22 protein-coding genes are annotated in these 24,829 nt (G+C 35.0%); 8 read left to right on the top strand and 14 right to left on the bottom strand.

Translation table 11 applies throughout. The features are described from left to right. Nucleotides 1–19: 19 nt before the first annotated feature. Complete coding sequence (locus tag T420_RS0103380) at nt 20–2,293, bottom strand: ComEC/Rec2 family competence protein (protein ID WP_013545178.1); 2,274 nt, start codon at nt 2,291–2,293, stop codon at nt 20–22. Between the two features lie 113 nt (nt 2,294–2,406). Here T420_RS0103380 and gltX point away from each other — a divergent pair, with 113 nt between their 5' ends. From gltX to T420_RS0103410, 6 genes are all read left to right on the top strand, one after another. Then, nucleotides 2,407–3,837, top strand: coding sequence for a glutamate--tRNA ligase (gene gltX, locus T420_RS0103385; RefSeq protein ID WP_013545179.1), 1,431 nt, complete (start codon nt 2,407–2,409; stop codon nt 3,835–3,837). A gap of 219 nt (nt 3,838–4,056) precedes the next feature. Further along, nucleotides 4,057–5,361, top strand: a complete 1,305-nt coding sequence (gene gltA / locus T420_RS0103390) for a citrate synthase (protein ID WP_013545180.1) — start codon at nt 4,057–4,059, stop codon at nt 5,359–5,361. A 756-nt stretch (nt 5,362–6,117) separates the two neighbouring features. Then, nucleotides 6,118–6,870, top strand: coding sequence for a transporter substrate-binding domain-containing protein (locus T420_RS0103395; protein WP_013545181.1), 753 nt, complete (start codon nt 6,118–6,120; stop codon nt 6,868–6,870). An 80-nt stretch (nt 6,871–6,950) separates the two neighbouring features. Then, the gene (locus T420_RS0103400; protein ID WP_013545182.1) at nt 6,951–7,652 is read left to right on the top strand and encodes an ABC transporter permease; all 702 of its coding nucleotides are present in this window, start codon (nt 6,951–6,953) and stop codon (nt 7,650–7,652) included. Nucleotides 7,653–7,668: 16 nt separating this feature from the next. Further along, nucleotides 7,669–8,376: an ABC transporter permease gene (locus T420_RS0103405; RefSeq protein ID WP_013545183.1), complete on the top strand. Its 708-nt coding sequence runs from the start codon at nt 7,669–7,671 to the stop codon at nt 8,374–8,376. Nucleotides 8,377–8,454: 78 nt separating this feature from the next. Next, a complete protein-coding gene (locus tag T420_RS0103410; RefSeq protein ID WP_013545184.1) occupies nt 8,455–9,234 on the top strand; it encodes an amino acid ABC transporter ATP-binding protein in 780 nt (259 codons plus the stop codon). A 9-nt stretch (nt 9,235–9,243) separates the two neighbouring features. Here T420_RS0103410 and lpxB read toward each other — a convergent pair whose 3' ends face one another. The 13 genes from lpxB to T420_RS0103475 all read right to left on the bottom strand — a co-directional run bounded on the left by lpxB (nt 9,244) and on the right by T420_RS0103475 (nt 23,038). Beyond that, a complete protein-coding gene (lpxB, locus tag T420_RS0103415) occupies nt 9,244–10,437 on the bottom strand; it encodes a lipid-A-disaccharide synthase (RefSeq protein ID WP_013545185.1) in 1,194 nt (397 codons plus the stop codon). Continuing rightward, entirely contained in the window at nt 10,430–11,287 is an 858-nt protein-coding gene (locus T420_RS0103420) for an LpxI family protein (RefSeq protein ID WP_013545186.1), read from the bottom strand. The genes lpxB and T420_RS0103420 overlap by 8 nt, the downstream gene beginning before the upstream one ends. A 2-nt stretch (nt 11,288–11,289) precedes the next feature. Continuing rightward, the gene (lpxA, locus tag T420_RS0103425) at nt 11,290–12,114 is read right to left on the bottom strand and encodes an acyl-ACP--UDP-N-acetylglucosamine O-acyltransferase (protein WP_013545187.1); all 825 of its coding nucleotides are present in this window, start codon (nt 12,112–12,114) and stop codon (nt 11,290–11,292) included. 13 nt (nt 12,115–12,127) lie between these two features. After that, a complete protein-coding gene (gene fabZ / locus T420_RS0103430; RefSeq protein WP_013545188.1) occupies nt 12,128–12,604 on the bottom strand; it encodes a 3-hydroxyacyl-ACP dehydratase FabZ in 477 nt (158 codons plus the stop codon). 1 nt (nt 12,605) lies between these two features. Further along, a complete protein-coding gene (gene lpxD / locus T420_RS0103435) occupies nt 12,606–13,652 on the bottom strand; it encodes a UDP-3-O-(3-hydroxymyristoyl)glucosamine N-acyltransferase (protein WP_013545189.1) in 1,047 nt (348 codons plus the stop codon). Nucleotides 13,653–13,719: 67 nt separating this feature from the next. After that, a complete protein-coding gene (gene bamA, locus T420_RS0103440; RefSeq protein ID WP_013545190.1) occupies nt 13,720–16,116 on the bottom strand; it encodes an outer membrane protein assembly factor BamA in 2,397 nt (798 codons plus the stop codon). A gap of 191 nt (nt 16,117–16,307) precedes the next feature. Further along, a complete protein-coding gene (locus T420_RS0103445; protein WP_026501141.1) occupies nt 16,308–17,456 on the bottom strand; it encodes a M50 family metallopeptidase in 1,149 nt (382 codons plus the stop codon). Between the two features lie 11 nt (nt 17,457–17,467). Then, the gene (locus T420_RS0103450) at nt 17,468–18,286 is read right to left on the bottom strand and encodes a phosphatidate cytidylyltransferase (RefSeq protein ID WP_013545192.1); all 819 of its coding nucleotides are present in this window, start codon (nt 18,284–18,286) and stop codon (nt 17,468–17,470) included. Between the two features lie 456 nt (nt 18,287–18,742). Then, complete coding sequence (gene frr / locus T420_RS0103455) at nt 18,743–19,303, bottom strand: ribosome recycling factor (protein WP_013545193.1); 561 nt, start codon at nt 19,301–19,303, stop codon at nt 18,743–18,745. 40 nt (nt 19,304–19,343) lie between these two features. Beyond that, the gene (pyrH, locus tag T420_RS0103460; protein ID WP_013545194.1) at nt 19,344–20,060 is read right to left on the bottom strand and encodes a UMP kinase; all 717 of its coding nucleotides are present in this window, start codon (nt 20,058–20,060) and stop codon (nt 19,344–19,346) included. A 184-nt stretch (nt 20,061–20,244) separates the two neighbouring features. Then, a complete protein-coding gene (tsf, locus tag T420_RS0103465) occupies nt 20,245–21,168 on the bottom strand; it encodes a translation elongation factor Ts (RefSeq protein ID WP_013545195.1) in 924 nt (307 codons plus the stop codon). A gap of 107 nt (nt 21,169–21,275) precedes the next feature. After that, a complete protein-coding gene (gene rpsB / locus T420_RS0103470) occupies nt 21,276–22,052 on the bottom strand; it encodes a 30S ribosomal protein S2 (protein ID WP_026501142.1) in 777 nt (258 codons plus the stop codon). A gap of 161 nt (nt 22,053–22,213) precedes the next feature. Continuing rightward, the gene (locus T420_RS0103475) at nt 22,214–23,038 is read right to left on the bottom strand and encodes an EipB family protein (protein WP_026501143.1); all 825 of its coding nucleotides are present in this window, start codon (nt 23,036–23,038) and stop codon (nt 22,214–22,216) included. A gap of 131 nt (nt 23,039–23,169) precedes the next feature. On the opposite strand from T420_RS0103475, the gene T420_RS0103480 reads away from it, so the two are divergent. Both T420_RS0103480 and T420_RS0103485 read left to right on the top strand, forming a co-directional pair. Further along, nucleotides 23,170–23,631, top strand: coding sequence for a RidA family protein (locus T420_RS0103480; RefSeq protein WP_013545198.1), 462 nt, complete (start codon nt 23,170–23,172; stop codon nt 23,629–23,631). A 132-nt stretch (nt 23,632–23,763) separates the two neighbouring features. Continuing rightward, nucleotides 23,764–24,186 carry an HIT family protein gene (locus tag T420_RS0103485; protein WP_013545199.1) on the top strand — a complete coding sequence of 141 codons (423 nt, stop codon included), beginning with the start codon at nt 23,764–23,766 and terminating at the stop codon, nt 24,184–24,186. Nucleotides 24,187–24,829: the final 643 nt, after the last annotated feature.

The raw sequence follows: 24,829 nt of genomic DNA on the forward strand, positions 1-24,829 counted from the left end.
TAGAGGCTATAAATTAAAATTAGTTAGCCTTTATAAATTTTCTGTGAATATTCCATGGTCTATAAAAGCCTGCAGAGGACCAAAAAGTATTTTTATTTTTAGTTAGTATAACACTTCCTCGTGACAATAATTGTTGAGGTGTAAATGTTATTGCATTTATTGCATTGCATGTTTGATTACTTGTTGTAAATTTTCTAATTATAATATCTGCTTTTACACAGTGATCTGTTTCTCTATATAAGATAGCAATTTTAAATCCATTTTCTAATAAAGTTGTACAGATATTATCATCACAAATGAATTGTCCATTGAGAGATGGACCAACCTTTGTTGGTTTAATGGTCTTATTTATGCGAAACGATTTTTCCCATATAGATGTTGTAAATTTAGAAGGATGATAACGATCAATATATAATATATCGTTATTGAGAACACCGACAATTTTCATATTATCTGCTATGATTAATTGTACAGGTGACTGCATCATACAAACTAAAATACCTCCCAAAATAAAGAAACTAAAAAAGAATCTGATAGCTGTTTTTAAAAAAGTGAGTCCAACTAAGCCTATACTTAATAAAATCAATGCAGATAACGGGATAAATCCAGGATTTAAAACAGGAGAAATAGCTTTTACAGCATAAGCAATTTTTATCATAAGACTCGTACCAAATCCCATAATCTTTAATGGCAACCATTCAAGTCCGAAAAACATTGCAAATGCTGAAATCAGACCAAATGGAATGATGAAAATTGATACAATAGGCAAAGCTAAAGTATTGCTGATAACGCCCAAAAGAGCCACATTAGAAAAATGATAAGCCGCGTAAATCCCACTTGCAAAACCGGCTATCAATGAAGACATACAGGTTAAAACAATGGATAAAAAGACAAAACGAAATATCTTACCTTTAATATAAGAAGATACTGTGTTTCCTTTATAAGAAAAACGTCCATCACTCCACCAGCAAAAAGAAGCAATTAGAGCTGCGGTTGCAGAAAATGACATTTGAAAGCTAGGCCCTAATATTTCATGCGGACTAACAGCCATGGTTATTAAACCAGCAATAGCAAAATTACGCATTGTCATAGCAGAACGATTACACAATATAGCAATCAACATAACGGCAACCATCAAAAAGCTTCTTTGTGCAGCAATATTTGCACCAGATAATACCAAGTAAAAAGCTGTAACTATTAATGCAGCAATGGCTGCAAATTTCTTAGCTGAGTAATAAGATGAAAAAACTGGAAAAAACGCAAAAAAGCTCCGTACAATAATAAAAACCATACCACTCAGTAAAGCCATATGTAGACCTGATATTGACAAAATATGTGCCAATCCAGCTATACGTAATGCTTCATTAGTATTATTTGAAATACCTCCTCTCTGTCCTGTTATTAAAGCAGCAGAAACTCTCCCCTCTTCTCCATTAACCACTTTAATAATTTTTTGAGTCATTTGCATTCGTAAATTTTCAATTTTCTGTAAAATTCTTCCTAGCATCGTATTAGGTTGAAAAACCAATATCTTTGTCGGTTTCCCTAAATAAAATCCCTGAGCACCAATTCTTTTAAAATAATTATGAAAACTAAAATCATAACTTCCTGGACGTATTGCTCCAGATAAAGCACGAAGCTTTACTTTTCCATATAAGCCATCGCCAGGAGCTAACCCATATGGCAAAGACTTTGCTACTAAATACGCCCGATTTAGTTTATAGTGTAAAGTAGGTTTTTCGGTCCTCAAAACATCTATTTTTAAACGAAATCCCCCTTTTTCTATAGAATTAATAGAAACAATTCGTCCTGTTAATATGGTAACAACATCCCTACTCAACATTGGTGTAGACATATGCCATGTTTCTATTTTTGCTGCCAAAGCGCCCAATACAATACAAAATAAAAATCCAGTTATAATCCATATTTTCCGATAACACGGTAAAACATATAACAAGCCAATGAATATAATGATCAATACAACAAATTGTTTCCAACTTGGTTCTTGCTCTAAACTGAAATAAAAAATAATGCCTGTAGAAAAAAATACCAAAACTAATAAGAATAGCAGTCCAAAAGAAACCTCCTTGTTTATGCAAACAATCAGCCACTTCCAGAAAAAAACTACTTTTTCCTTTAAAAAAGCAAATAAAGAAGCCTCTTTCCCATTATAGGTAGCATTACTTGCAACATCAATAACAGGCCGATCGCCCTTCTGTATTAAAACAAGACTTTTTCTCTGTAATAAAAGACTTCTTGATAGATCATCTTCAACTTTATTTTGATCTAACATCCGCAAATCCCCACTTTACTTGCAACGCGGCTATTGCACACCCTACTACCTATGCTAACATAGTTCTTCAATAAAGTTATCATAAATAATATCTCAATTAGAGGATAATATCTGTGTCTGTTATCACCCGTTTCGCACCATCACCTACAGGCTTCCTTCATATTGGTAGCGCTCGTACCGCACTTTTTAACTGGCTTTATGCTAAACATACCGGAGGCAAGATGCTTTTACGTATTGAAGATACAGACCGAGAACGTTCAACAGAAGCTGCAGTTAAAGCTATCATAGAGGGTTTATACTGGATGGGACTTAACTATGATGGAGATCCTATTTCGCAATTCAAACGAGCAGAGCGTCACCGCCAGATCGCTGAACAACTAGTAAAAAATGGCAAAGCTTATTATTGCTATGCTACACCTGAAGAATTAGCTGAAATGCGCGAAAGTGCCTGTGCAAAGGGTCTTCCACCACGTTATGATGGGCGCTGGCGTGATCGTGACATTTCTGAAGCCCCCAAAGGAATCAAACCTGTCATTCGGATTAAAGCTCCACAAGATGGCGAAACAATTTTGCACGATCGTGTTCAAGGTGATATTCGATTTCCTAATAAAGATTTAGACGACTTTATCATTCTGCGTTCTGATGGTTCTCCAACATACATGCATGCTGTTGTTGTTGATGATCATGATATGGGGATAACACATATCATTCGCGGTAATGATCATCTTACGAATGCAGCTCGCCAAGCTATTATATTCAATGCAATGGGATGGGATATCCCTATTATGGCACATATTCCGCTCATCCATGGTGAAAACGGTGCAAAATTATCAAAGCGGCATGGTGCACTAGGTATTGATGCCTATCGAAAAATGGGATATCTCCCCGCTGCCTTGCTCAATTACCTTGTTCGTCTAGGTTGGAGCCATGGTAATGACGAGATCATTTCAATAGAAGATATGATTGCCTGGTTTGATATTGATGATATCAATAAAAGTGCTGCTCGTTTTGATTTCAAAAAACTAGACGCCATCAACGGACACTATATGCGTTTAAGCAATGATCAAAATCTTTTTGATGCCGCTCTTAGTATTTTACCGGAAAATGCAAATGAATTAAAAATAACTAAACAACTTGATCAAAAACGCCGTGCTCAATTTCTAGCTGCAATACCAAATCTGAAAGAACGTTCAAAAACATTGCTTGAACTTATTAATGATGCGTCATTTATCTTTGCACAACGACCGTTACCTCTCGATGAACAAGCAAAAACACTCTTAGATGAAAATAGTCAAACTATTTTAAAAGGAATTTATCCTACCTTAATATCGTGCCAAAATTGGGATAAAAAAACTTTGGATGAAATCATTCGACATTATGCACAAACACAAAAACTTAAATTTGGAACTGTTGTTCAGCCACTTCGAGCTGCTCTCACAGGACACGTAACATCACCAGGAATTTTTGATATGCTTGTCTTATTAGGAAGAGAAGAATCTCTTAACCGCATCAATGACCAAATTATTCGAACTGCATATCAATGAGATATATAAAGCTATAAAATATTTAAAGTATAATTCTCTTAATGAAATATAAAATTGTTTTTTAACTTAAAAAATTAAAATAAATAATATTTCATATTGTCTAAACAAAATTTTAGAGTCAATTTATTCTCAACATAGGTAGGAAAAGCTTTAACTATAAATTGCCATAGCTAATAAAACAGCATATCAATTTAAAAAAGCACTGAAAGGAAATATTTAATGTCCGAAAATAAAGCATATATGACTGTAAATGATAAAAAAATAGAATTAGCTGTACGTAAAGGCACCATTGGCCCTGATGTCATCGAGATTGCGTCTCTCTATAAACAAACAGATACCTTTACTTATGATCCTGGCTTTACCTCAACTGCTTCTTGTGAATCAAAAATTACTTATATCGACGGTGACAAGGGGATCTTGCTTTATCGTGGTTATTCTATTGACCAGCTCGCTGAAAAAGGAGACTTTCTGGAAAGCTGCTATCTTTTGCTCTATGGTGAACTACCAAACAAACAAGAAAAAATTGATTTTGACCACCGTATTATGCAGCACACGATGGTACATGAACAATTTGCAAGATTTTTCCATGGTTTTCGTCGTGATTCTCATCCTATGGCTGTTATGGTTGCTTGCCTTGGAGCTATGTCTGCATTCTATCACGATTCCATTGACATCACAGATTCCCAACAAAGAATGATTGCTTCCATTCGTCTTATTTCCAAAGTACCAACTCTCGCTGCAATGGCATATAAATATAGCATTGGGCAACCATTTGTTTATCCACGTAATGATCTCAGTTACGCCGCAAATTTCCTTCATATGTGCTTTTCTGTTCCTTGCGAAGAATATAAAATTAACCCAGTGCTTGCTCGAGCTATGGACCGAATTTTTACCCTTCATGCAGACCATGAACAAAATGCATCTACATCAACTGTACGTCTTGCTGGTTCATCAGGAGCTAATCCATTTGCATGTATAGCAGCGGGTGTAGCATGCCTTTGGGGACCAGCGCATGGTGGTGCTAATGAAACATGTCTAAAAATGCTGCAAGAAATAGGCACTGTTCAAAAAATTCCTGAGTTTATTGCACGCGCAAAAGACAAAAATGATCGTTTCCGTCTTATGGGTTTTGGTCATCGTGTCTATAAAAATTATGATCCACGTGCGAAAATTATGCAACAAACTTGCCATGAAGTCTTAAAAGAACTCAATATCCAAGATGATCCACTTCTTGATATCGCTATGGAACTTGAAAAAATTGCTTTGAATGATGAATACTTTATTGAAAAAAAGCTTTATCCTAATGTTGATTTCTATTCTGGTATTACATTAAAAGCCTTAGGCTTCCCGACTGAAATGTTTACTGTTCTCTTTGCATTAGCACGCAGTGTTGGCTGGGTTGCACAATGGAAAGAAATGATTGAAGATCCAGCACAAAAAATTGGCCGTCCACGCCAACTTTATACAGGTCCTGCAGCACGCGAATATATCCCGATAAACAACCGTACAAATTCAAAAAAATAAAAAATTAATAAATAAAGCCTTAATTTATTGAGGCTTTATTTTTTGGTATTTCCTCCAACTTACCACTTTCATTTTTATTAAGATTAGCATATTGATTTTTCTATTTTTAAAAACATAAAATATCATATTAGGACTTAAATAAGCTCTTTATATCCCATCTAACTCTTACTCAGCCACTGCTTAAATTGCGAGCCAATATGCTGGCGGTATTTATAAGACATTTAGTGTCAATAACAAACAAAAAAAGTAATACAAGCCACTTCAAACCATGATAAGTTGTAATAACCTTATTAAAAAATTATCGTTTCGCTCGCAAATTTACTCTATCATCGCTTTTTTTGTCGATATCTCACTACTCACAAAATTATCTACCGTATTTTCTCTGCTTTACATGTTTCTTGCTAAATTCGAGCTGACGATACCAAAAGCATGCTGTCTAGATATAATAGTGCTCAGTCATTCTCAGGATATTAAATTATAGCATAATTAATTTAAACAGATTGAATAATTTAAAATAATTCTTGTATAAAGATGACGAAAATACAATTCATATTTTACTCACTATAAACTTTTTTTCTTGTGTATATGCTATACACTCCTAAAAATCATGATAAAGGCTTCTTATGATTACAACAAAAATAACACCAGTAAATTTTTGTATTTGTCTTAATAATCTTACAGATTATAAAATATGTAATAATTTTTTAAAATATGTAATAACGTAGTATCTTTTTGTGCACCTCATAGGAGAGGATAATGAAATTATTGGCAATAGCCCTCATAATAAGTGCAACATTATTTGCCCAATTAGTTAATGCTAAAACGTTGAAAATTGCAACTGAAGGCTCCTATCCGCCATTCAGTTATATTGACTCAAATAATAAACTCCATGGTTTTGACATTGATATAACTTATGCACTTTGCAAAAAAATGAAAGTTGAATGCGTTATCACCCTTCAAGATTTTGATGGAATTATTCTCGGTCTTCTTGCCCAAAAATATGATGCTATTATCGCATCCCTATCCCCTACGCAAGAACGACTAAAAAAAATTGACTTCACAGATGCTTATTACAACACAGAATTAGCTGCAATTGTTCCTAAAGATTCAAAAATTAAAGAAATCTCAGTGGAAGCATTTAAAGGAAAAAATCTTGGTGTACAATCAAATACGACACAAGCTATATATGCAGAAAATCATTATGCATCTAAAGGAGTTAACATTAAACTTTATCCCACATCAAAAGAAGTAACACGTGATCTATTAAGCAAACGCCTTGATATTGTTATTCTTGATAAATTACAAATATTAGACTGGTTTAAAAATAAAGGAAAGGGCTGTTGCCGTTTTTTAGGAAGCATTGAAGGAACTCAACTTCCTATTGCAATTGCTATACGTAAAAACAATGATATTCTTAAAAACCAGTTCAATGAAGCCATAAAAGCAATCCGTGCTGACGGAACACATGATGAAATTACTAAAAAATATTTTTCAATTGATATTTATTAAATATAAAATTAATTACAAATTGAGCAGATGAGTTATATTTTCAGCAAATAACTACTAAAATCTTTATTAGGAGAATGGAGATGATTGACAATTTATCATTGCTATCATTTAGCAATGGTGGGTGGAGTATGGTAATACTTTCAAGTGCAGGAATGACATTGTCGTTAGCTTTGTGCTGTATAATTGTAGGACTTCCTTTAGGACTTCTGAACGCAATAATGATTCAATCCAATATCAAGATAGTTAAAGCTATAGCAACTTTATTTTCATCAGTATTTCGTGGATTACCAGAACTTTTAACATTGTTTCTTGTCTATTATGGCTTACAAAACTTTATTCAAGCTATATTCGATTTCTTAAATATTGAAATAATATTTAGTATTAATGCCTTTATTGCTGGTGTTCTTGCTTTTAGTATGGTTTTTGCAGCTTTTTCCTGTGAAGTTTGGCTTGGAGCATTTAGGATTTTTGATAAAAGCCAATATGAAGCAGCTCAAGTTCTAGGTCTCTCATGTTCAACAACATTTTTTCGGATTGTTTTTCCTCAACTTATTCGCAATGCCTTACCAGGACTTTCTAACAATTGGCTCACTCTGTTGAAAGATACATCCCTTGTTTCAACTATTTCACTTCTTGATCTCATGCGACAAACTAATTTAGCTGCTGCAGCAACTAATGAACCTATTCTGTTTTATCTTTTAGCATGCTTAATTTATCTATTATTTTCAGCAGTTTCTTCCACAATCTTACGTTATCTAGAAACATGCACAGAAGTAGGATAAAAAAGGTACTGATCTAATGATTCCTGAATGGCTCTATTTTATTTTAAATCCCTTACTTTTAAGCCGTTATAGCCTAAAATTGATTGATGGTTTTATTGTTACTTTGAAACTTGTTTCTATTTCTTGTTCAATGGGCCTTCTCCTTGGTATATTGATTACATTTATACGTTTATCAAATAATAAGATCTTACAATATTTAGCACGTGCTTATATCTACTTTTTTCGCAGTTCCCCCTTATTGGCACAGCTCTTTCTCTTTTACTATGGGCTTGGATCATTGAACAATTTCTGGGAACAAATTGGTTTATGGTGGTTTTTTCAAAATGCATGGTATTGCTGTCTTTTTATTTTTTCGCTTAATTCTGCTGCCTATCAAGCTGAAATCTTTAGAGGAAGCTTGCTAGCAGTAGCAACCGAACAACGAGAAGCATCAAAAGCTTTAGGACTGAGTCGTTCTATAACATTTTTCAAAATTATTCTTCCGCAAGCAATGGTAACAGCATTACGCCCTTTAGGAAACGAATTTATTTTAATGACTAAATCTAGTACTATTGCTTCACTTGTAACTGTATATGATTTAATGGGTACAACTAAACTCATCTACTCACGCACTTTTGATTTCCAAGTTTACATTTGGGTTGCTATTATTTATCTTATTATCGTTGAGCTTATTCATCGTTTTATTATTCTAATTGAACACTATCTAACCCGATATTTACGGTAGATAAAAAATAATTATAAAGCCTTTCACCCAATCAAGATGTTAAATGAATTGATTTATTTATCAATGAGAAAATAAAAAATGAATCTGGAAAATAAAAATAATAACCCTGTTGACAATGCGAAAAGCCTTATTATCTCTATTCGCCATCTAAATAAATGGTATGGAAACTTTCAGGTATTACATAATATCAATTTAGATGTAGAAACTGGCGAACGTATTGTTATTTGTGGCCCTTCAGGATCAGGAAAATCAACTTTAATTCGTTGTGTTAATCAACTAGAGCAAGCACAAGAGGGTTCAATCTGGATCCATAATGTTGATATTAATAACGCTCCCATACAACAACAAAAAGGTATTCTACGCACAATAGGAATGCTTTTTCAGAACTTTAATTTATTTCCTCATATGACCGTCATAGAAAATTGTATTTTAGCACCCATAACAGTCCACAAACTTTCCAAACAACAAGCAACAGAAAAAGCAATCTATTATCTTACACAAGTTGGTGTTGAAAAGCACTGTAATAAGTACCCCTTACAACTATCTGGAGGACAAAAACAACGCGTGGCTATAGCACGCGCTCTTTGTATGGAACCCAAAATAATGCTTTTCGATGAACCAACATCAGCACTTGATCCAGAAAGTGTTGGAGAAGTTTTAGAGGTTATGACTCAACTAGCAAATACTGGAATAACAATGCTTTGCGTTACCCATGAAATGGGTTTTGCTCGCAAAGTTTCAGAAAGAATACTCTTTTTAGAAAATGGAAAAATTATCGAAGACACAACATCAAGCACATTTTTTACTAATCCTAAAAGCCAACGTGCTCGCGATTTCCTGGCCAAAATCAAACATTAACCATAAACATTATGGTATCAACAATTTTAAATTTCCTGATTTTTTCTCAAGAAAGCTTATCACCGTTTGAGCAGCAATGACTCCTGATGATACCCCTGTTTTCATCTTCTTCTCTATTATATCAAAAGAACAAAATTGTGCACGTCGTAATAAATGGTTGTACAAAAGTTGTTCTATCTGCCTTGCTAACATGCCAGGTCGTAAAAACTCATTAAAATATTCTGAAACAACAGGCTTATCGGCAATAATATTCGGAAGAGCAGAACTCCATAGTAATATTTTTGGAAAAAAAAATAATTTAGAAAAATAATCAAGTTTATAACAAAGTACCATTGGAATTCTTGCCAGTGCTAATTCAAGTGAAACTGTTCCTAACGCCGCAAGCGCAACATCAGCCTCTGCAAAAGCAGACCATTTTGCATCTTCACCAACAACAATCTCAACATCATTTTTCCAATCTTTTGTTAAAAGACGAATTTCATTTATTAAATGTGGTAAAGTTGGTAAAATAACACGTAAATGAGGAATGCGTTGTTTAGCAATTTCTATTGCTTTTCCAAAAATAGGCATCAAATTGCGTATCTCTAAATTCCGTGACCCTGGTAAAACAACAACTGTAGGCTGCAATATTTGTTCATTACGTAAACGTTTTTTTTTCGATTGAACAGCTAAAAGCGGGGAGTAGGTTAAAAGACGATGCCCAACATAGGTTGTAGCTGGTCCCCCCAAATCTTTCATAATCTTTTCTTCAAAAGGAAAAATTGCCAATACATGATCAATAAATTTGCACATAATTTTAGCACGTTCCGGCCGCCATGCCCAAACAGTTGGCGCAACATATTGAATAATGGGAATAGAAGGTGCCAAAATACGTACTCTTTTTGCAACACGATGAGTAAAATCAGGACTATCAATAATAATTAAACAATCAGGTTGTTCCCGTGCAATGAACTTAGACAAATTACAAATATGCATCAATAATAATGGCAGTTTCTTTAAAACTGTTCCTAAACCTATTAAAGTAATATCATTAAAATTAAAAAAGCTTTTTAAACCTAATGATTCTAAATGTCTGCCTCCAACACCAATCAAATGAATATTGCACCTTGTCTGTCTGTATAAAGAAGAAATTAAATCTGCTCCAAGTAAATCACCAGATTCTTCACCTGCAATAACAGCAATTTTTAAAGAACCATTATTCATTGTCCGTTGTCCTAAATGTTTCTATAAACAAAGAATGTTTGTTAGCTTCTTCTATCGTTTTTTCTAAAGATAATATCAAACTTTTCTTTGCTTCCACTGCAATGCCAGACAATCCACTTTTGGCAACATTAATTACTGTTGTAGGTCCAATTGACGGCAAATCCACTCGATAATCTTGTTGTGGCTTTGCACATTTCACAAGAACACCACCTTGCGGTAAATGCTGTCTTTCCCGTATTTCTTGGACTCGCTTTAACATATTATCAGTTCCCTTTGAATCCTCTACTGCAACCACTCGGCCATCAATAGCCACAGCTGCTTGTCCAATATCTAATCGACCTAAAAGCCTTGCTGCTTCAATCGCCAAAAGAATATCAGCACTCTGCTTAGGAGTAGCAGATTGCAACGTTAAATTACATTCTATTGGAGCAAGTAAATCTGGCACAACTTCATGAGCACCAACAACACAAAAACCGCGATCTTCAACAACACGTATAAAGGCTTTTAATAACGTATCATCTCCACTTCTCAATGCCTTAAATAACTTTGATAAAGCCGATAAAGTCGTCCAATCGGGCCGCAATTGTAAAAGAGACGGACGTTTTTTCACACCACCTGCCAAAATAACATTGTGAATTTCAGTTGCTTTTAAAACTTTAAATAGTCGTGCCAACTCCACAATTGACAGTTCACAATGTTGATAACTATAAAGTGCTACATCGGCTTCACCACGCAAAAGAACAATAAAAGGATTTTGTCCACGTTTTTCAAGTTCTTGAGCGACTACAATAGGTAAAACACCGTTTCCAGCAATGATGGCAGTTCTACCGGAAAGAAAACTTCTAGGCACTCTTAGTCCTTATTTGAATTTATCATGTCATCTTCAAATTTAGGTGTACAATAAAAACGTTTTCCTTTTTCTTGAATAAAATTAATTACATCGACTACAGATTGCGAAGTAGAATAAGAAGAAAAGACATCATTGACACGTTCTTTAAACGGTTTATTACGATCAAAAAGCATAGAAACTGCATGACGTAAAGCATGAATCTCTTTACGCGCAAGACCAGCGCGCTTCATACCAATAATATTTAAACCAGCAAGCTTTGCTTGTACACCAACAGCCGTTCCATAAGGAATCAAATCTCCAACCAATGCAGATACACCACCAATAAATGCATGATGTCCAATACGAACAAACTGATGAACAGCAGCACCACCACCAATAATAGCATAATCGCCAACTGTAACATGACCGCCAATCATTGCATTATTTGCAAATGTTACGTGATTTCCTACACAACAATCATGTGCGACATGAGCATAAGAAAAGAATTGACAATTATCACCAACAATTGTTGTCATTGAGCTTGAATCCGAGCCTCTATGCATCGTGACACCTTCACGAATCATACAGTTTTTACCAATAGAAAGAGTTGTATGCCCCCCCTTATGTTTATTATTTTGTGGATCTGCACCCAAAACTGCGTGAGGAAATACTTTACTATCCGCACCTAACACTGTTTCACCCATTATTACAACATGACTCATTAGATGACATCCATCACCAATAACAGCTTTTGAACTAATATGACAAAACGGCCCTATTGATACGTCTTTACCAAGTTCTGCACCTTTTTCTACAAAAGCAGTTGGATGGATTTTTGTATCAGACATTCCTAAATTCCTATTATATCATTTGCCTTGATTCAACAATCATTGCAGAAACTTCTGCTTCAGCAACGCGAACATCTTCTACTTTTGCAATACATAAAAAACGTCTAATATTCGACCGCTTCTTTAATAGCTGTACATAGATCTTTAGTTGATCACCAGGTATAACCGGTTTACGAAACTTCGCATTATCAACAGTCATAAGATAAACTAGACCTAATTTCTGATCATTTAAATTTAAAAGTGAAATTGCTCCTGCTGTTTGCGCCATAGCTTCTAAAATCAAAACACCAGGCATAACTGGCTTTTCAGGAAAATGTCCGATAAAATGTGGTTCATTAATTGTTATATTTTTAATACCTATAGCTCTTTGATCACCATCAATTTCAACTATACGATCGATCAATAAAAATGGATAACGATGTGGTAATATCGATAGCAATTTATCAATATCGATAGCCTCTAAACTTTTAGTATCTTTAGTATCGGTCATATCATCGTTTCTCCCTTTTTAATTTCCCGATACTACGCAATGCTGCTACTTCGCGAAACCACTGTTTAAATGGTCGTGCTGGACTACCACCCCACTTTTCCCCATCTGGAATATCATTCATAACACCACTCCCAGCAGCAATCTGAACACCTTCACCTATTGTGATATGATCTGCAATCCCAACACTTCCTCCAAGCTGGGACATATCTCCTACAGATGTGCTTCCAGCAATTCCACATTGAGCAGCAATTAGACAATAACGACCAATCTTCACATTATGAGCGATCTGCACCAAATTATCAATTTTGCTACCCTCACCAATAATTGTATCATCAAATGTACCGCGATCAATCGTTGTGTTTGCACCAATTTCTACACCGTCTTGAATGATCACACGACCAAGATGTGGAATTTTTTCAACGCAAATAGCGCTTCTAACATAACCAAAACCATCTTGCCCAATACAAACACCAGGATAAATATAAACTCTATCGCCTATTAAAGAATACTGAACCGTTACCTTAGGAGCAATATAGCAATCACGTCCAATACGACAATTTTCTCCAATAACAGCTGTTGACGAAATAAGAGTACCTGAACCAATTTCAACATTTCTACCAATAACAGCTCCCGCCTCAACACACACATCATCTTCAAGCTTAGCACTTGAATGAATATGAGCATGCGGTGAAATTTCCCTTTGACCAAACCAAGGTGTTGGCTTAACAGAAGTAGGAAATAAAATACGTCCCACTTGAGCAAAATCACGTTGCGGTGTAGATGTCACCAAAATTGCAATAGATTCAGGCACTTTAAAAACAATGTCACTCGTACAAAAAACAGCAACCGCAGAACTTCCTAATAGAGCATCAGAAAACTTTCGATTCTCTATAAAAACAAGAGAGCCCTCTCCAGCACTCTCAACAGAAGAAAGAGTATTTATAACTGTATTAGAAAATTCTGGATTAAGAAGCTTTGCACCCGTCAACTTTACTACGTCAGCAACCGTCAACCGCCGAGACGGCGTAAAAAAAAATGTATCCGCCATCAAAACACTTTCTCTCCCAGTCTAATGTAATTTCCCTTAAAGTTTACCCTCCTGGAAAAAATCCAAATTAGAATTTGGTAGAAATACCAAAGTTCAGATTTTGCACATTATCCCCTTCTTGCTTAGTTAGTGGCCAAGCATAATCAAAACGAAGCGGACCAAATGGAGATTCCCACATTAAACTAATACCTGCAGATGTACGCCATGAACTATGAGTATTTGTAACCGGCGTTTCATCTTTCAAAACAGGCTTATAATTATTGCCATAAAGTGTTGCAGCATCTAAAAATACAGCACCACGGAATCCTAAACTATCAGGAACAATAGGTATAGGAAACTGCACTTCAGCAGTTCCATTCATATATGTTGTACCACCTAAGAAATACATTTCACCGCGCTGAGAAATTTGACGCGGCCCTATTCCGTTATATTTGAAACCTCGAATCATATCATTGTTGCTTTTAAACATATCAAAAATCCGAAGACCATCGTCGTTTATTCCATATATATAACCAGCGCCGATAGAAAACAAACCCACAATGTCCATTCGATCAGAGAGTGTCTTATACACCATCGCCTTACCGGTTGTCTTAAGGAATTGCGCATTTCCACCAAGCCCTGCATATTCCTGAAGAAGCCGTGCATATATACCATCATGTGGATTCTTCATATCATCGATAGAATTATAAGTTACACCATAACTAATAGATGAACGATGCCAGGGACTATTCTTAGCAGCCTGAACAATCGCACCAGAATATTTTCTGTACAATTCTTGTATGACTTCATCATCGGTCAAGTCATATTTTTCACCAAAATCATATTCTTCCTGCACATAAGAATAAGCTAAATTAGCAGATAATTGATCATTAATTGGCAACCCAAATCGAAGCGAACCACCTGTTTGCCGCACATCATATGCTTTATCAGCACGATAAGTACTGCGGAAAATATCAAGACCAGCAGATGAACGGTAACCTAAGAAATGAGGATCAACAAATGACAAATTATAATTACGGGACTTTTCTTGACCAGCTCCTACCCCCAAACGTACATATTGACCACGTCCCCCAAGGTTACGTTCAGTGACAGATACTTCAAGAGACATACCTGGACTTGTACCACCTGTTGTATATCCTCCAGAGAAAGAAAGATCTCCTGTCGGAATTTCTACTACATCTACAACCAATGTAACCTGGTCAGATTGATCCGTTGGAACCATTGAAATATTAACTGCTTTAAAAAAGCCTAGAGATTCTAATCGACGTTTTGCACGTTGCACCAGTGTTTGATTGTAAGCATCACCTTCATTTAAATCAAGTTCACGCCGAATAACATAATCACGCGTCTTTTCATTACCGCGTATTTCAATTCGTTGAACATATACTCGAGGACCTTGCTCAATGTTGTAAACAATCGAAATTGTGTGATTCTTAAAATTACGGTCTCCTCTCGGATCAACCTTAGCAAAGGCATACCCAGAATCAGCAACCTTGTTGTTAATAAGTGCCACAGATTGCTCAACATATTCCGCATTATAAACATCACCTGTACGGGTTTTAATTACCTGTTTCAGAGACTGACTATCAACCCCATCAATATCGCTTTCAACCCGAATATCACCAATTTTATAGCACGCTCCCTCATCAAGAATGAAATGAATTTTATAAGCATTACTGCTTTCATCATAAACCGCCTTAGATGAAACAACGCGAAAATCAGCATAACCACGATTATAATAAAAACGGCGAAGAGCCTCTTCATCAGCAGCTAGACGATCCTCTGTATAAACATCACCCTTCATCAATAATGAGAATATTCCTGAAGACTTTGTGAAAATCACATCACGCAAACGACGCACCCCAAATGTTTTATTCCCTTGAAAAGTAATGTCGGCAATCTTCGTTCTTGGGCCTTCAACAATATTGAAAACCACATTCACACGTCCTTTGCCTAAATTAATAGTTTTAACCGTTATAGAAACATTATTGCGACCAACACTCTTATAAGCTTCACGAATTACTTTTATGTCAGCTGTAAGTTTATCAGAACTAAAAGTTTCATTTTGCTTCAGAGTAATAAAACGTTTCAGATCAGGATCTTTGAATGTTTTATTCCCTTGAAATAGTACCTGATTAACAACCTCGTATTCTTTAACAGCTACAACAAGCTTATTGCCTACCTGATTTATTTTAACATCATAAAATAAGCCCAGTTCAAAAAGACGTTTTACTTCAGCATCAATATCAACTTCAGAAAAATCTCTTCCGGCTTTAATTTTCATGTTATCTCTAATGGTCTGAGTACCCACATACTTATTACCACGAATTTCAATAGAATGAACAATTGATGCCTGTGTTTCCTCAACAATTGCAATTGACATAACAGCTGCTACTGGAGCAACTGCAACCATAGCTAACACCAATACAGATGCTGCATTTAAAAGTCTTGAATTCGCGGTCATAAGCTTCTTCACCTTAATACTCTGTTATTCCTAAACACATACCTAACAAGCTAAGTTACAATAACTTCTTATTAGGAACCACTTTATGCACTTATTACTATTTATAGCCCATTCTGCTACAATATTCTGTGGATATAGTAAACAACCTCTTAAATTTTACTATTATTTAATTTGTAAAATATTTCCCACAATTAATAGCCAAACCAACAAACATAATCATTAAATAGCGCAAAAATCATAAACATGATGATAATAAAAAATCCTACGCGAAAAAAAAATTCCTGAATTTTAGCTGGAACTGGCTTACCAATCATAGCTTCAGTAATATAAAGCAATAAATGTCCACCATCAAGCGGTGGAAGTGGAAAAAGATTAATAAAACCAATACAAACTGAAAAAAAAGCTGTAAAATACAACATAGAGGTAAAACCTGCTTCACTAATCTTCCAAGCAATCTTAAAAGTTTTAGAAGGACCATTTAATTGGCAATGATCTCCTTGTCCACCTATTAAGCGGCTAAAAAAAGAAATTGTTCGGGTAATAATCCATGTTGCACACTTTAATGACTCTTCTATTGATTCTACCCAATTATAATAAATGTGTTTTTTATAAGCTTGATCTAAACGTTCAGGATTATTTCGTTCAACAGGAGCTCTCACACCAATCATGCCACTCCGGATTTGATTGCCAAATCCATCATCTCGTTTGATTACTTTAGGCGTAATCACTACCTTTAAAACTTGTCCCATACGCTCTATTTTAAATTCTATAGGATCTCCACCATGCAAAGTTACATAAGCTATTAAATCTTCAAAACTTTCAATCCGTTTACCATCCATTTCAACAAAACGATCGCCTGGTATCAAACCTGCTTGAATAGCAGGAGAATCTTTTTCTACATAGCCAACAACGGGTTCAACAACTACACGACCATAAAAAAAGAAAAAAAATGTTAAAACAACAATAGCAAAAAGGCCATTAAATAAAGGACCTGCAAAAACAGTCACCGCTCTTTTCCAAGCATGAGCTCCCATAAATGAACCATGTATCAATGAAGATGATTTTGACGATGGTATTATTCCATCACCATCTTCAACAAATTTTACATATCCCCCTAATAAAAACAGCCCTAAACGCCACTGTGTTCCCCGTTTATCTTTATAATTCAGCAACTTTGGTCCAAATCCAATTGAAAAAACAGATGCTTTAATACCACACCATCGTCCAATAAGATAATGTCCTATCTCATGTACAAAAACGATAACTACAATGGCGAAAAAAACATTTAAGCCTCTTAAAAATAGATCACTTGCATTAAGTATATGATTTAAAAATTCCAAAATATCCTCTCTCAATACAATCGTATAGAAAAGACTAAAGGTGTATTCATATCAAACATAAACGAGCCAATTATATAAAAAAGCAAAGTAGCACAAATTAACCCATCCATACGATCCATAAATCCCCCATGCCCAGGTAATAAAAAACCAGAATCTTTAATAGAAAATCGCCTTTTTAACCATGATTGTCCTAAATCACCTATCTGTGAAATAACGGATAAAATTAAAGCAATTAAGAATACAAAATAATCCAATGCACTGACACCAAAAACATAAACAATGACCACTATCCCACTAGAAAACCCCGCGAGCGTACCAACAATCGCACCCGCCCATGTTTTATTAGGGGAAAATCGTGGCGCTAATTTGGGACCACCAAACGCACGACCACTAAAATATGCAGCAATATCTGTAGTCCACACTATTGCAAATAAAAAAATCACTCCCCAAAAACCTAACAGATCATAGCCTCGTAAAAAAGACAGAGCAACTACTGGAAAAGACGCGTATACAAATCCTCCAGAAATCCAACCAACATTCCTAATAGATGTAAAGGCTAATAAGACTGCTAAAGCCATTACAACACAAAAAATTAATGGAGCAGATGTACTGAAAACCAAAAAAGAACCAAAAACAAAATAAAAAATACCAGCTAATATTTTTTGTAAGACATTCCACTTCTCTTCAGTGATATTAATCCACTCATAAAGGATAAAACCACCAATACCCCACGTAAATAAAAAAAATAAAATTCCGCCACACCATGTTAAATATAAAGCAATAGTACCAAAAACAATAGCTGTCAGAATGCGAGATATAAGATTAGACAAAATAATCTCCAAACAATAATAAAGAAGCATAAGGTTAAGAAACAATACTCCAAATTTGCTATATAATATTTTATATTCGTACTTTTTCTAAGTTTTGTTAGTAATTATAATAAAATTCGGATACAAAAAATGGCACTCACAAAACCAATAATCATTGATATATAACTTCAGAAGTTTACTTATTAAAACCCAATAAAAAAATACAGTTCAAAATATGTTGCCCACCGTAAAAAGAAATTAGAAAACTACTATTCATCACTTATGCAAATAATTGAAACTGAAATTGATATTCTGTTCATATAAAGATGTTTTAACTATCATAATCATAATAACCTGCTCAAAAATGAAGATATTATCAAAAAAAAATTATGCAAAACAAACAATACTCACTCTTCTCATCTATAAAATGACAATATAACTAAGAATATGATATTTTTCTTCAATGATAAAAAAAATCTAAACTTGCATAATTTCAGTTTCTTTTAAAACTAAAATTTTATCAATTTCAGCTACGGTTTCATCCGTAAGCTTCTGGACTTTCTCAGACAAGCTACGCGCTTCATCTTGTCCAATTTCTCCTTCTTTTTCTAACTTCTTTAAATTATCCATACCATCACGACGAACATGGCGAGCAGAAATACGAGCTTGTTCTGCATATTGATGCGCAATTTTTACTAATTCTTTTCGGCGTTCTTCATTTAATTCAGGTAAAGGAATACGCAAATTCATACCCTCAGTAATAGGATTTAAACCAAGACCAGAATCACGAATAGCACGTTCAACGACTCCTATCATCGTTTTATCCCATACAGATACTGAAAGCATCCGTGATTCCGGAACAGAAATATTGGCAACTTGATTTATAGGAACAACAGAACCATAAGCCTCAACCGTCAAGTGTTCCAACAAACTAGCTGATGCTCGCCCAGTCCGCAAACTACCTAACTCGTGTCTAAAAGAAGAGATAGCACCTTCCATGCGACGTTTTAGATCATCCATAATTAGTGTTATATCCATATGTCTGTTTCCCTTCATTGTATCTTGATAATCACCTTTATTATGATACTATTGTAAATCGTCCCTCTCCATTCAATACCTTAGCCAAACCACCTTTTTCATGAATGGAATATACAATAATGGGTACATTATTTTCACGCGCTAAAGTGACAGCTGTTGTATCCATAACAGACAACCCCAACTGCAAAATCTCAACATGCGTTAACTGATCAAAACGCTTAGCCATAGGATCTATTTTAGGATCTGCAGAATAAATGCCATCTACTTGTGTTCCTTTCAATAGTACATCTGCTCCTATTTCTGCTGCACGCAACGTAGCAGCAGAATCAGTGGTAAAAAACGGATTACCTGTACCACCAGCAAAAATAACAACTTTTCCTTGATTCATATAGCTTATTGCTTTGCGCTGGGAAAAACTTTCACAAATTTGTGGCATAGCAACTGCCGATAACACAACCGCTCCAATGTTCAATTTTGTCAATGATGTCCGTAATGCTAAAGAATTAATAGCGGTTGCAAGCATTCCCATATGATCACCAGTCACACGGTCGCCGCCACGTGAAGCAACAGCAACCCCACGAAAAATATTACCCCCACCTATAACAATAGCAACTTCTACACCCATTGCTCGCACTTCAGAGATATCAGTAGCAATACGATCTGCAACTGAAACATCAATGCCGAAACTTTGTCCTCCCATAAGTGCTTCACCAGACACTTTCAATAAAACACGTTTATATCGAAGAGCTAATGTCATTTATAATCTCCCAAAAAGCATTTGTACTTTTTGTCTTCGATACACTAAGGGTATTAACTTGTAACGTGATACCCGGTATGATACTTTTTTAAATAGTTATATTCCATTTATATAAATTTATATCAACGCTATTAAATGTGCTATAACTATAATTGTAAATTTCTATCAAAATTCGTAAAAATAACTAGCTCTTTGCTACAGCCGCAACCTCTGCAGCAAAATCGGACTCTTCTTTCGCTACACCCTCACCCAATGCAAAACGAATAAAACCAGTGATTTCTGCTGGTGCACCAATAGACTTTTCAGCATCTTTCAAAGCAGCTTCAACAGTAATATCAGGATTCATAACAAAAGATTGAGAAAGTAAAACAACTTCTTCATAAAATTTGCGCATGCGCCCTTCTACCATTTTTTCAATAATATTTTCAGGCTTTCCAGATTGACGTGCCTGATCTAAAAAAATCGATTTTTCCCGCTCAACAGCACCAGCATTAACATCTTTTGCCGTTAAAGCTAATGGATTAGTTGCAGCAATATGCATAGCAACTTGACGACCAAAAGCAGCAGCAGCTTCTTTATTTCCGGAAGTCTCAACAGCGACTAAAACACCAAGTTTACCAAGACCATCCGCAACAGCATTATGTATATAAGTGGCAACAACACCATCCTTAACAGATAATTTAGCTGAACGACGAAACGTCATATTCTCGCCGATTGTACCAATTGCATCCTTAATAACTGTCTCTACAGTCTCTTTAGAACCTGGATAAATAGATTCAGAAACAGACTCGACGTCCCCCATTGTATCTAAAGCAGCAGTTGCTACATTCCGCACTATCTCTTGAAATGCACCGTTACGAGCAACAAAATCTGTTTCAGAGTTAACTTCAACCAAAACAGCACTTAAACCTTTTGATATAACACCAATTAATCCCTCAGCTGCTGTACGGCCAGCCTTTTTATCTGCTTTAGCTATTCCTTTTTTACGCAACCAATCAACCGCAGCCTCCATATCACCATTGGTTTCCGCCAAAGCTGCTTTACAATCCATCATACCAGCGCCTGATAATTCTCGAAGTTCTTTCACTTGTGCAGCAGTAATGCTCATATTTTCCTCTTTGTTCTATAATAACGAAAGCGCACATAAAAAAAACTCCTCTGCACGCTCAAAACCTTTCCTACAGAAAAACAAATGCCTTAACAGAAGTTTTCAAATTATTCTTCAGCAACAGCAACTGAGTCTTCCAAAACAGGCTCTACAGGCACATCAACCTGGGCTCCTAGATCAACTCCCATCGTACCTTGCTGACGAGCAATTCCATCAAGAGCCGCACGCGCAATAAGATCACAATAAAAAGAAACTGCACGCGAAGCATCATCATTACCTGGAATTGGATAATCAATATTATCCGGATCGCAGTTAGTATCAATAATAGCAACGACCGGAATACCTAAACGCTTCGCTTCTTGGATAGCAATATTCTCCTTATTTGTATCAATGATAAACATAAGATCTGGGACAGATCCCATATCTTTAATACCACCAAGTGCACGGTTAAGTTTTTCACGATCACGTTCAAGTTTCAAACGTTCCTTTTTAGTAAAGCCCTGCACATCAGAAGCAAGAGTTTTATCCAATTTACGTAAACGATGTATCGAATTAGAAACTGTTTTCCAGTTTGTCAGCATACCACCAAGCCAACGAGCATTAACATAGTATTGTGCAGAACGATTAGCTGCATCAGCGATAATATCAGATGCCTGTCGCTTAGTGCCAACGAATAGAACACGCCCTCCACGCGCAACCGTATCCGAAACAGCCTTAAGCGCCTGATGTAAAAGCGGAACAGTCTGAGAGAGATCAATAATATGAATATTACTACGCTGACCATAAATATAGGAGGCCATTTTTGGATTCCAGCGATGAGTCTGGTGGCCAAAATGCACCCCTGCTTCTAAAAGCTGGCGCATAGTAAAGTCTGGTAATGCCATAATTTTATCCTTTCCGGTTTGACCTCCGCGAAAAAAGTAAGCAAGCCTACTACCGGTGGACATTTGCTAGAATCGTTTTGCAAACACCCAAAAATCCGCGTGTGGAATGAGATGACCATACTAACATTTGATTTTTTTTCAAGTCATTTTCTGCACATCATTTAATGTTTGCAATTATTCAGATTGTTTTTCGTATCGAGAAATTGAAGACTCTTCAATTTTGAACGTATTGAAAAATTTCCATAATCTATAAAAACATTACTCATCACACCATTTTCGTATAGATTAAAACTCGCACGATAAATAGGTAAACCGTCTTTATTTTTCGTATCATCAAAACGAGAAACTATGACGGGCCAATAGCCACTGTTATTTATTTTTTTCAATTCCTCTATCTCGGAATCAGATATCGATGTCTTCTTTTCCCCAATAACAACACTTTCTTTTACTACTCTATCTGCATCATTCTCCCCGTCAAATAGAGTTGCGTGATAAAAATGATGGCCAGCTTTTGCTTGTCGAATAATATTTTTCAGTAGTGTAATTGGAAAATCAGCTTTCGCAAGCTTATACACATTTTCTTTTGGCTTCTTTAATTTAACTAAAATTTCATCTTTAGTACGCTCAGCAATCCCTTCGGTGTTATTTACAATATTTTGCCCAATTGTATTTTTTATATTAAAGTGGAATCTATTTCCATCATCTGTTTCATAAACTTTTATCTCCTGGCTCATTAAACGAACCTGCATATCTTCATTATAAATGCGATTAATAAAACTGACACGTGTTGTATATCCCTGACATGCAGAACCCGTGAGTTCATGAACCATGCGCCCAGAGATTCCAACAATCGTCATTTTAGGAGAAACATTATCCAATTGAAAATCATAAACTCCTCGATGAGGAACCAAAAAAATAGCTCCTTCAGCTCTTACAGAATACAAAAAAATAATATAAAAACCTATTGTAAACAAAAACCTAATCATTCTTAACTTTCAGTTTTATATTGATCAAATAATCAAAGACACGAAAGATTTACACCTTGTAATTAATGAAAGAATTTCCATTAAATTAAAAAATTACGATAATATATCATACATAATTATAGGATTAAAATATGGCCGAATCAATTAAAAATCGTCTCGAAAAATTCGACATTATCATTCCTGAAGCGTCACAACCTATTGCAAATTATATAACAGTATCACAAAATGGTAACCAACTTTTTGTCTCTGGTCAGCTACCACTTTTTAATGGAAAACCAGTAGCAATTGGAAAAGTTGGTACAACTGTTAACATCGAACAAGCTCAAAAATCAGCACAAGTATGTGCTATCAATATTCTTGCACAAATAAAAAAAGTCCTTGGTGATTTAAATAAAATAAAAAAAGTGATTAAAATCACTGTCTTTGTGGCAGCAGATCCTAACTTTACTGATATTTCTCTTGTTGCTAACGGAGCTTCTGATTTATTCGTAAATATTCTTGGTGAAGCTGGAAAACACGCCCGCTCTGCTATTGGGGTTACTGCTCTTCCTATGAATGTTCCAGTAGAAGTTGAAGCTATTATAGAAATCTAGTTTCTTAAATAATGCTAAAATAAAGAAAAATTAATTCATATTCTATAAGTCTTCACATTCTTTTGTTTTAAGATCTAAACATTACAATCAATGTTCTTTCTAGATTAGTTATGCTATAAAAGGAAATGATTCATGCGACAAGTTTATGATAATAATAATATTTTTGCTCAATTAATTCGTAATGAAATTCCATCTGTTCGAGTCTATGAAAATAAAGATGTTATTGCATTTATGGATATCATGCCTCAAGCACAAGGTCATACACTAGTCATTCCTCGAAAAAGTTGTAGAAATTTATTGGATGCAGATCCTGAAATATTATTTCCAGTTATTAAAGCCGTTCAAAAAATTGCCAAGGCAGTAAAAAAAGCTTTTGAAGCAGATGGAGTAACAATTATGCAATTTAACGAAGCAGCCAGTAAACAAACAGTTTACCATCTTCATTTCCATATTATACCCCGTATGGAAGGAGTAGAGCTCAATGCTCATAATGATATAGTAGTATCTACAGAAATACTTGAAGAAAATGCAAAAAAAATTCGAGCAGCTCTTTAAAGTACCTTTAAATTATAGAATTTTTTCTAATACATTTTTTTACAGAAATAGAAGTGTTATGGATTTTCCTTACCTTTCAGGAAATAAATATTACTAGAAAATGAAATTTTAGCTGCAGCTTTCTTTTTTCCATCTAATTTAGATGTAATGATCGGGACTATACTGTCATTTCGCAATTTACCGAATAGAATTTTATCAGCTATGGCAGAATTAGTTATTTTAAAGTTAACTTCCAGATCAATCAATCGTGCCTTAAGCCAAAAATTGACTGATGATTAATTGGAATAAAGTTCAAATAGAATAACAGTGTATCTAACCGATTATGAAATTCCAGTACAGATAACCGATTAATTGCTTCTATATTATCATCATTGCGATATACTTTATAAATCCAATAGCTGATTTTATCACATCTGAGGTATCAACGTTAGCTATCATGATTAAAATACTACAGCAATCAATTTTCTTACCATTATGGTCTGTTAATTTACCATAATCCATCACCTACAATAAAATATTTAAACACCTTTGGATGAAACTTCTCAATCTCACCCAACAATATTATCATCACAACCGCGTAAGAATTCTGAGTAAAAACATCTGTAAAAAGATCACAAGAATATGATATAGTTTAAACCTTTAA

It is taken from the genome of Bartonella clarridgeiae ATCC 51734 (genome assembly GCF_000518185.1).
Taxonomy (GTDB): domain Bacteria; phylum Pseudomonadota; class Alphaproteobacteria; order Rhizobiales; family Rhizobiaceae; genus Bartonella; species Bartonella clarridgeiae.

Excerpts from the sequence above, each read along its gene's own strand:
- tsf (WP_013545195.1), bottom strand. The coding sequence starts at position 21,168 with ATGAGCATTACTGCTGCACAAGTGAAAGAACTTCGAGAATTATCAGGC.
- lpxA (WP_013545187.1), bottom strand. The coding sequence starts at position 12,114 with ATGTCTGATACAAAAATCCATCCAACTGCTTTTGTAGAAAAAGGTGCA.
- rpsB (WP_026501142.1), bottom strand. The coding sequence starts at position 22,052 with ATGGCATTACCAGACTTTACTATGCGCCAGCTTTTAGAAGCAGGGGTG.
- T420_RS0103395 (WP_013545181.1), top strand. The coding sequence starts at position 6,118 with ATGAAATTATTGGCAATAGCCCTCATAATAAGTGCAACATTATTTGCC.
- frr (WP_013545193.1), bottom strand. The coding sequence starts at position 19,303 with ATGGATATAACACTAATTATGGATGATCTAAAACGTCGCATGGAAGGT.
- fabZ (WP_013545188.1), bottom strand. The coding sequence starts at position 12,604 with ATGACCGATACTAAAGATACTAAAAGTTTAGAGGCTATCGATATTGAT.
- T420_RS0103485 (WP_013545199.1), top strand. The coding sequence starts at position 23,764 with ATGCGACAAGTTTATGATAATAATAATATTTTTGCTCAATTAATTCGT.
- T420_RS0103480 (WP_013545198.1), top strand. The coding sequence starts at position 23,170 with ATGGCCGAATCAATTAAAAATCGTCTCGAAAAATTCGACATTATCATT.
- lpxB (WP_013545185.1), bottom strand. The coding sequence starts at position 10,437 with ATGAATAATGGTTCTTTAAAAATTGCTGTTATTGCAGGTGAAGAATCT.
- T420_RS0103400 (WP_013545182.1), top strand. The coding sequence starts at position 6,951 with ATGATTGACAATTTATCATTGCTATCATTTAGCAATGGTGGGTGGAGT.
- pyrH (WP_013545194.1), bottom strand. The coding sequence starts at position 20,060 with ATGACATTAGCTCTTCGATATAAACGTGTTTTATTGAAAGTGTCTGGT.
- lpxD (WP_013545189.1), bottom strand. The coding sequence starts at position 13,652 with ATGGCGGATACATTTTTTTTTACGCCGTCTCGGCGGTTGACGGTTGCT.
- T420_RS0103405 (WP_013545183.1), top strand. The coding sequence starts at position 7,669 with ATGATTCCTGAATGGCTCTATTTTATTTTAAATCCCTTACTTTTAAGC.
- T420_RS0103475 (WP_026501143.1), bottom strand. The coding sequence starts at position 23,038 with ATGATTAGGTTTTTGTTTACAATAGGTTTTTATATTATTTTTTTGTAT.
- T420_RS0103380 (WP_013545178.1), bottom strand. The coding sequence starts at position 2,293 with ATGTTAGATCAAAATAAAGTTGAAGATGATCTATCAAGAAGTCTTTTA.
- gltA (WP_013545180.1), top strand. The coding sequence starts at position 4,057 with ATGTCCGAAAATAAAGCATATATGACTGTAAATGATAAAAAAATAGAA.
- bamA (WP_013545190.1), bottom strand. The coding sequence starts at position 16,116 with ATGACCGCGAATTCAAGACTTTTAAATGCAGCATCTGTATTGGTGTTA.
- T420_RS0103410 (WP_013545184.1), top strand. The coding sequence starts at position 8,455 with ATGAATCTGGAAAATAAAAATAATAACCCTGTTGACAATGCGAAAAGC.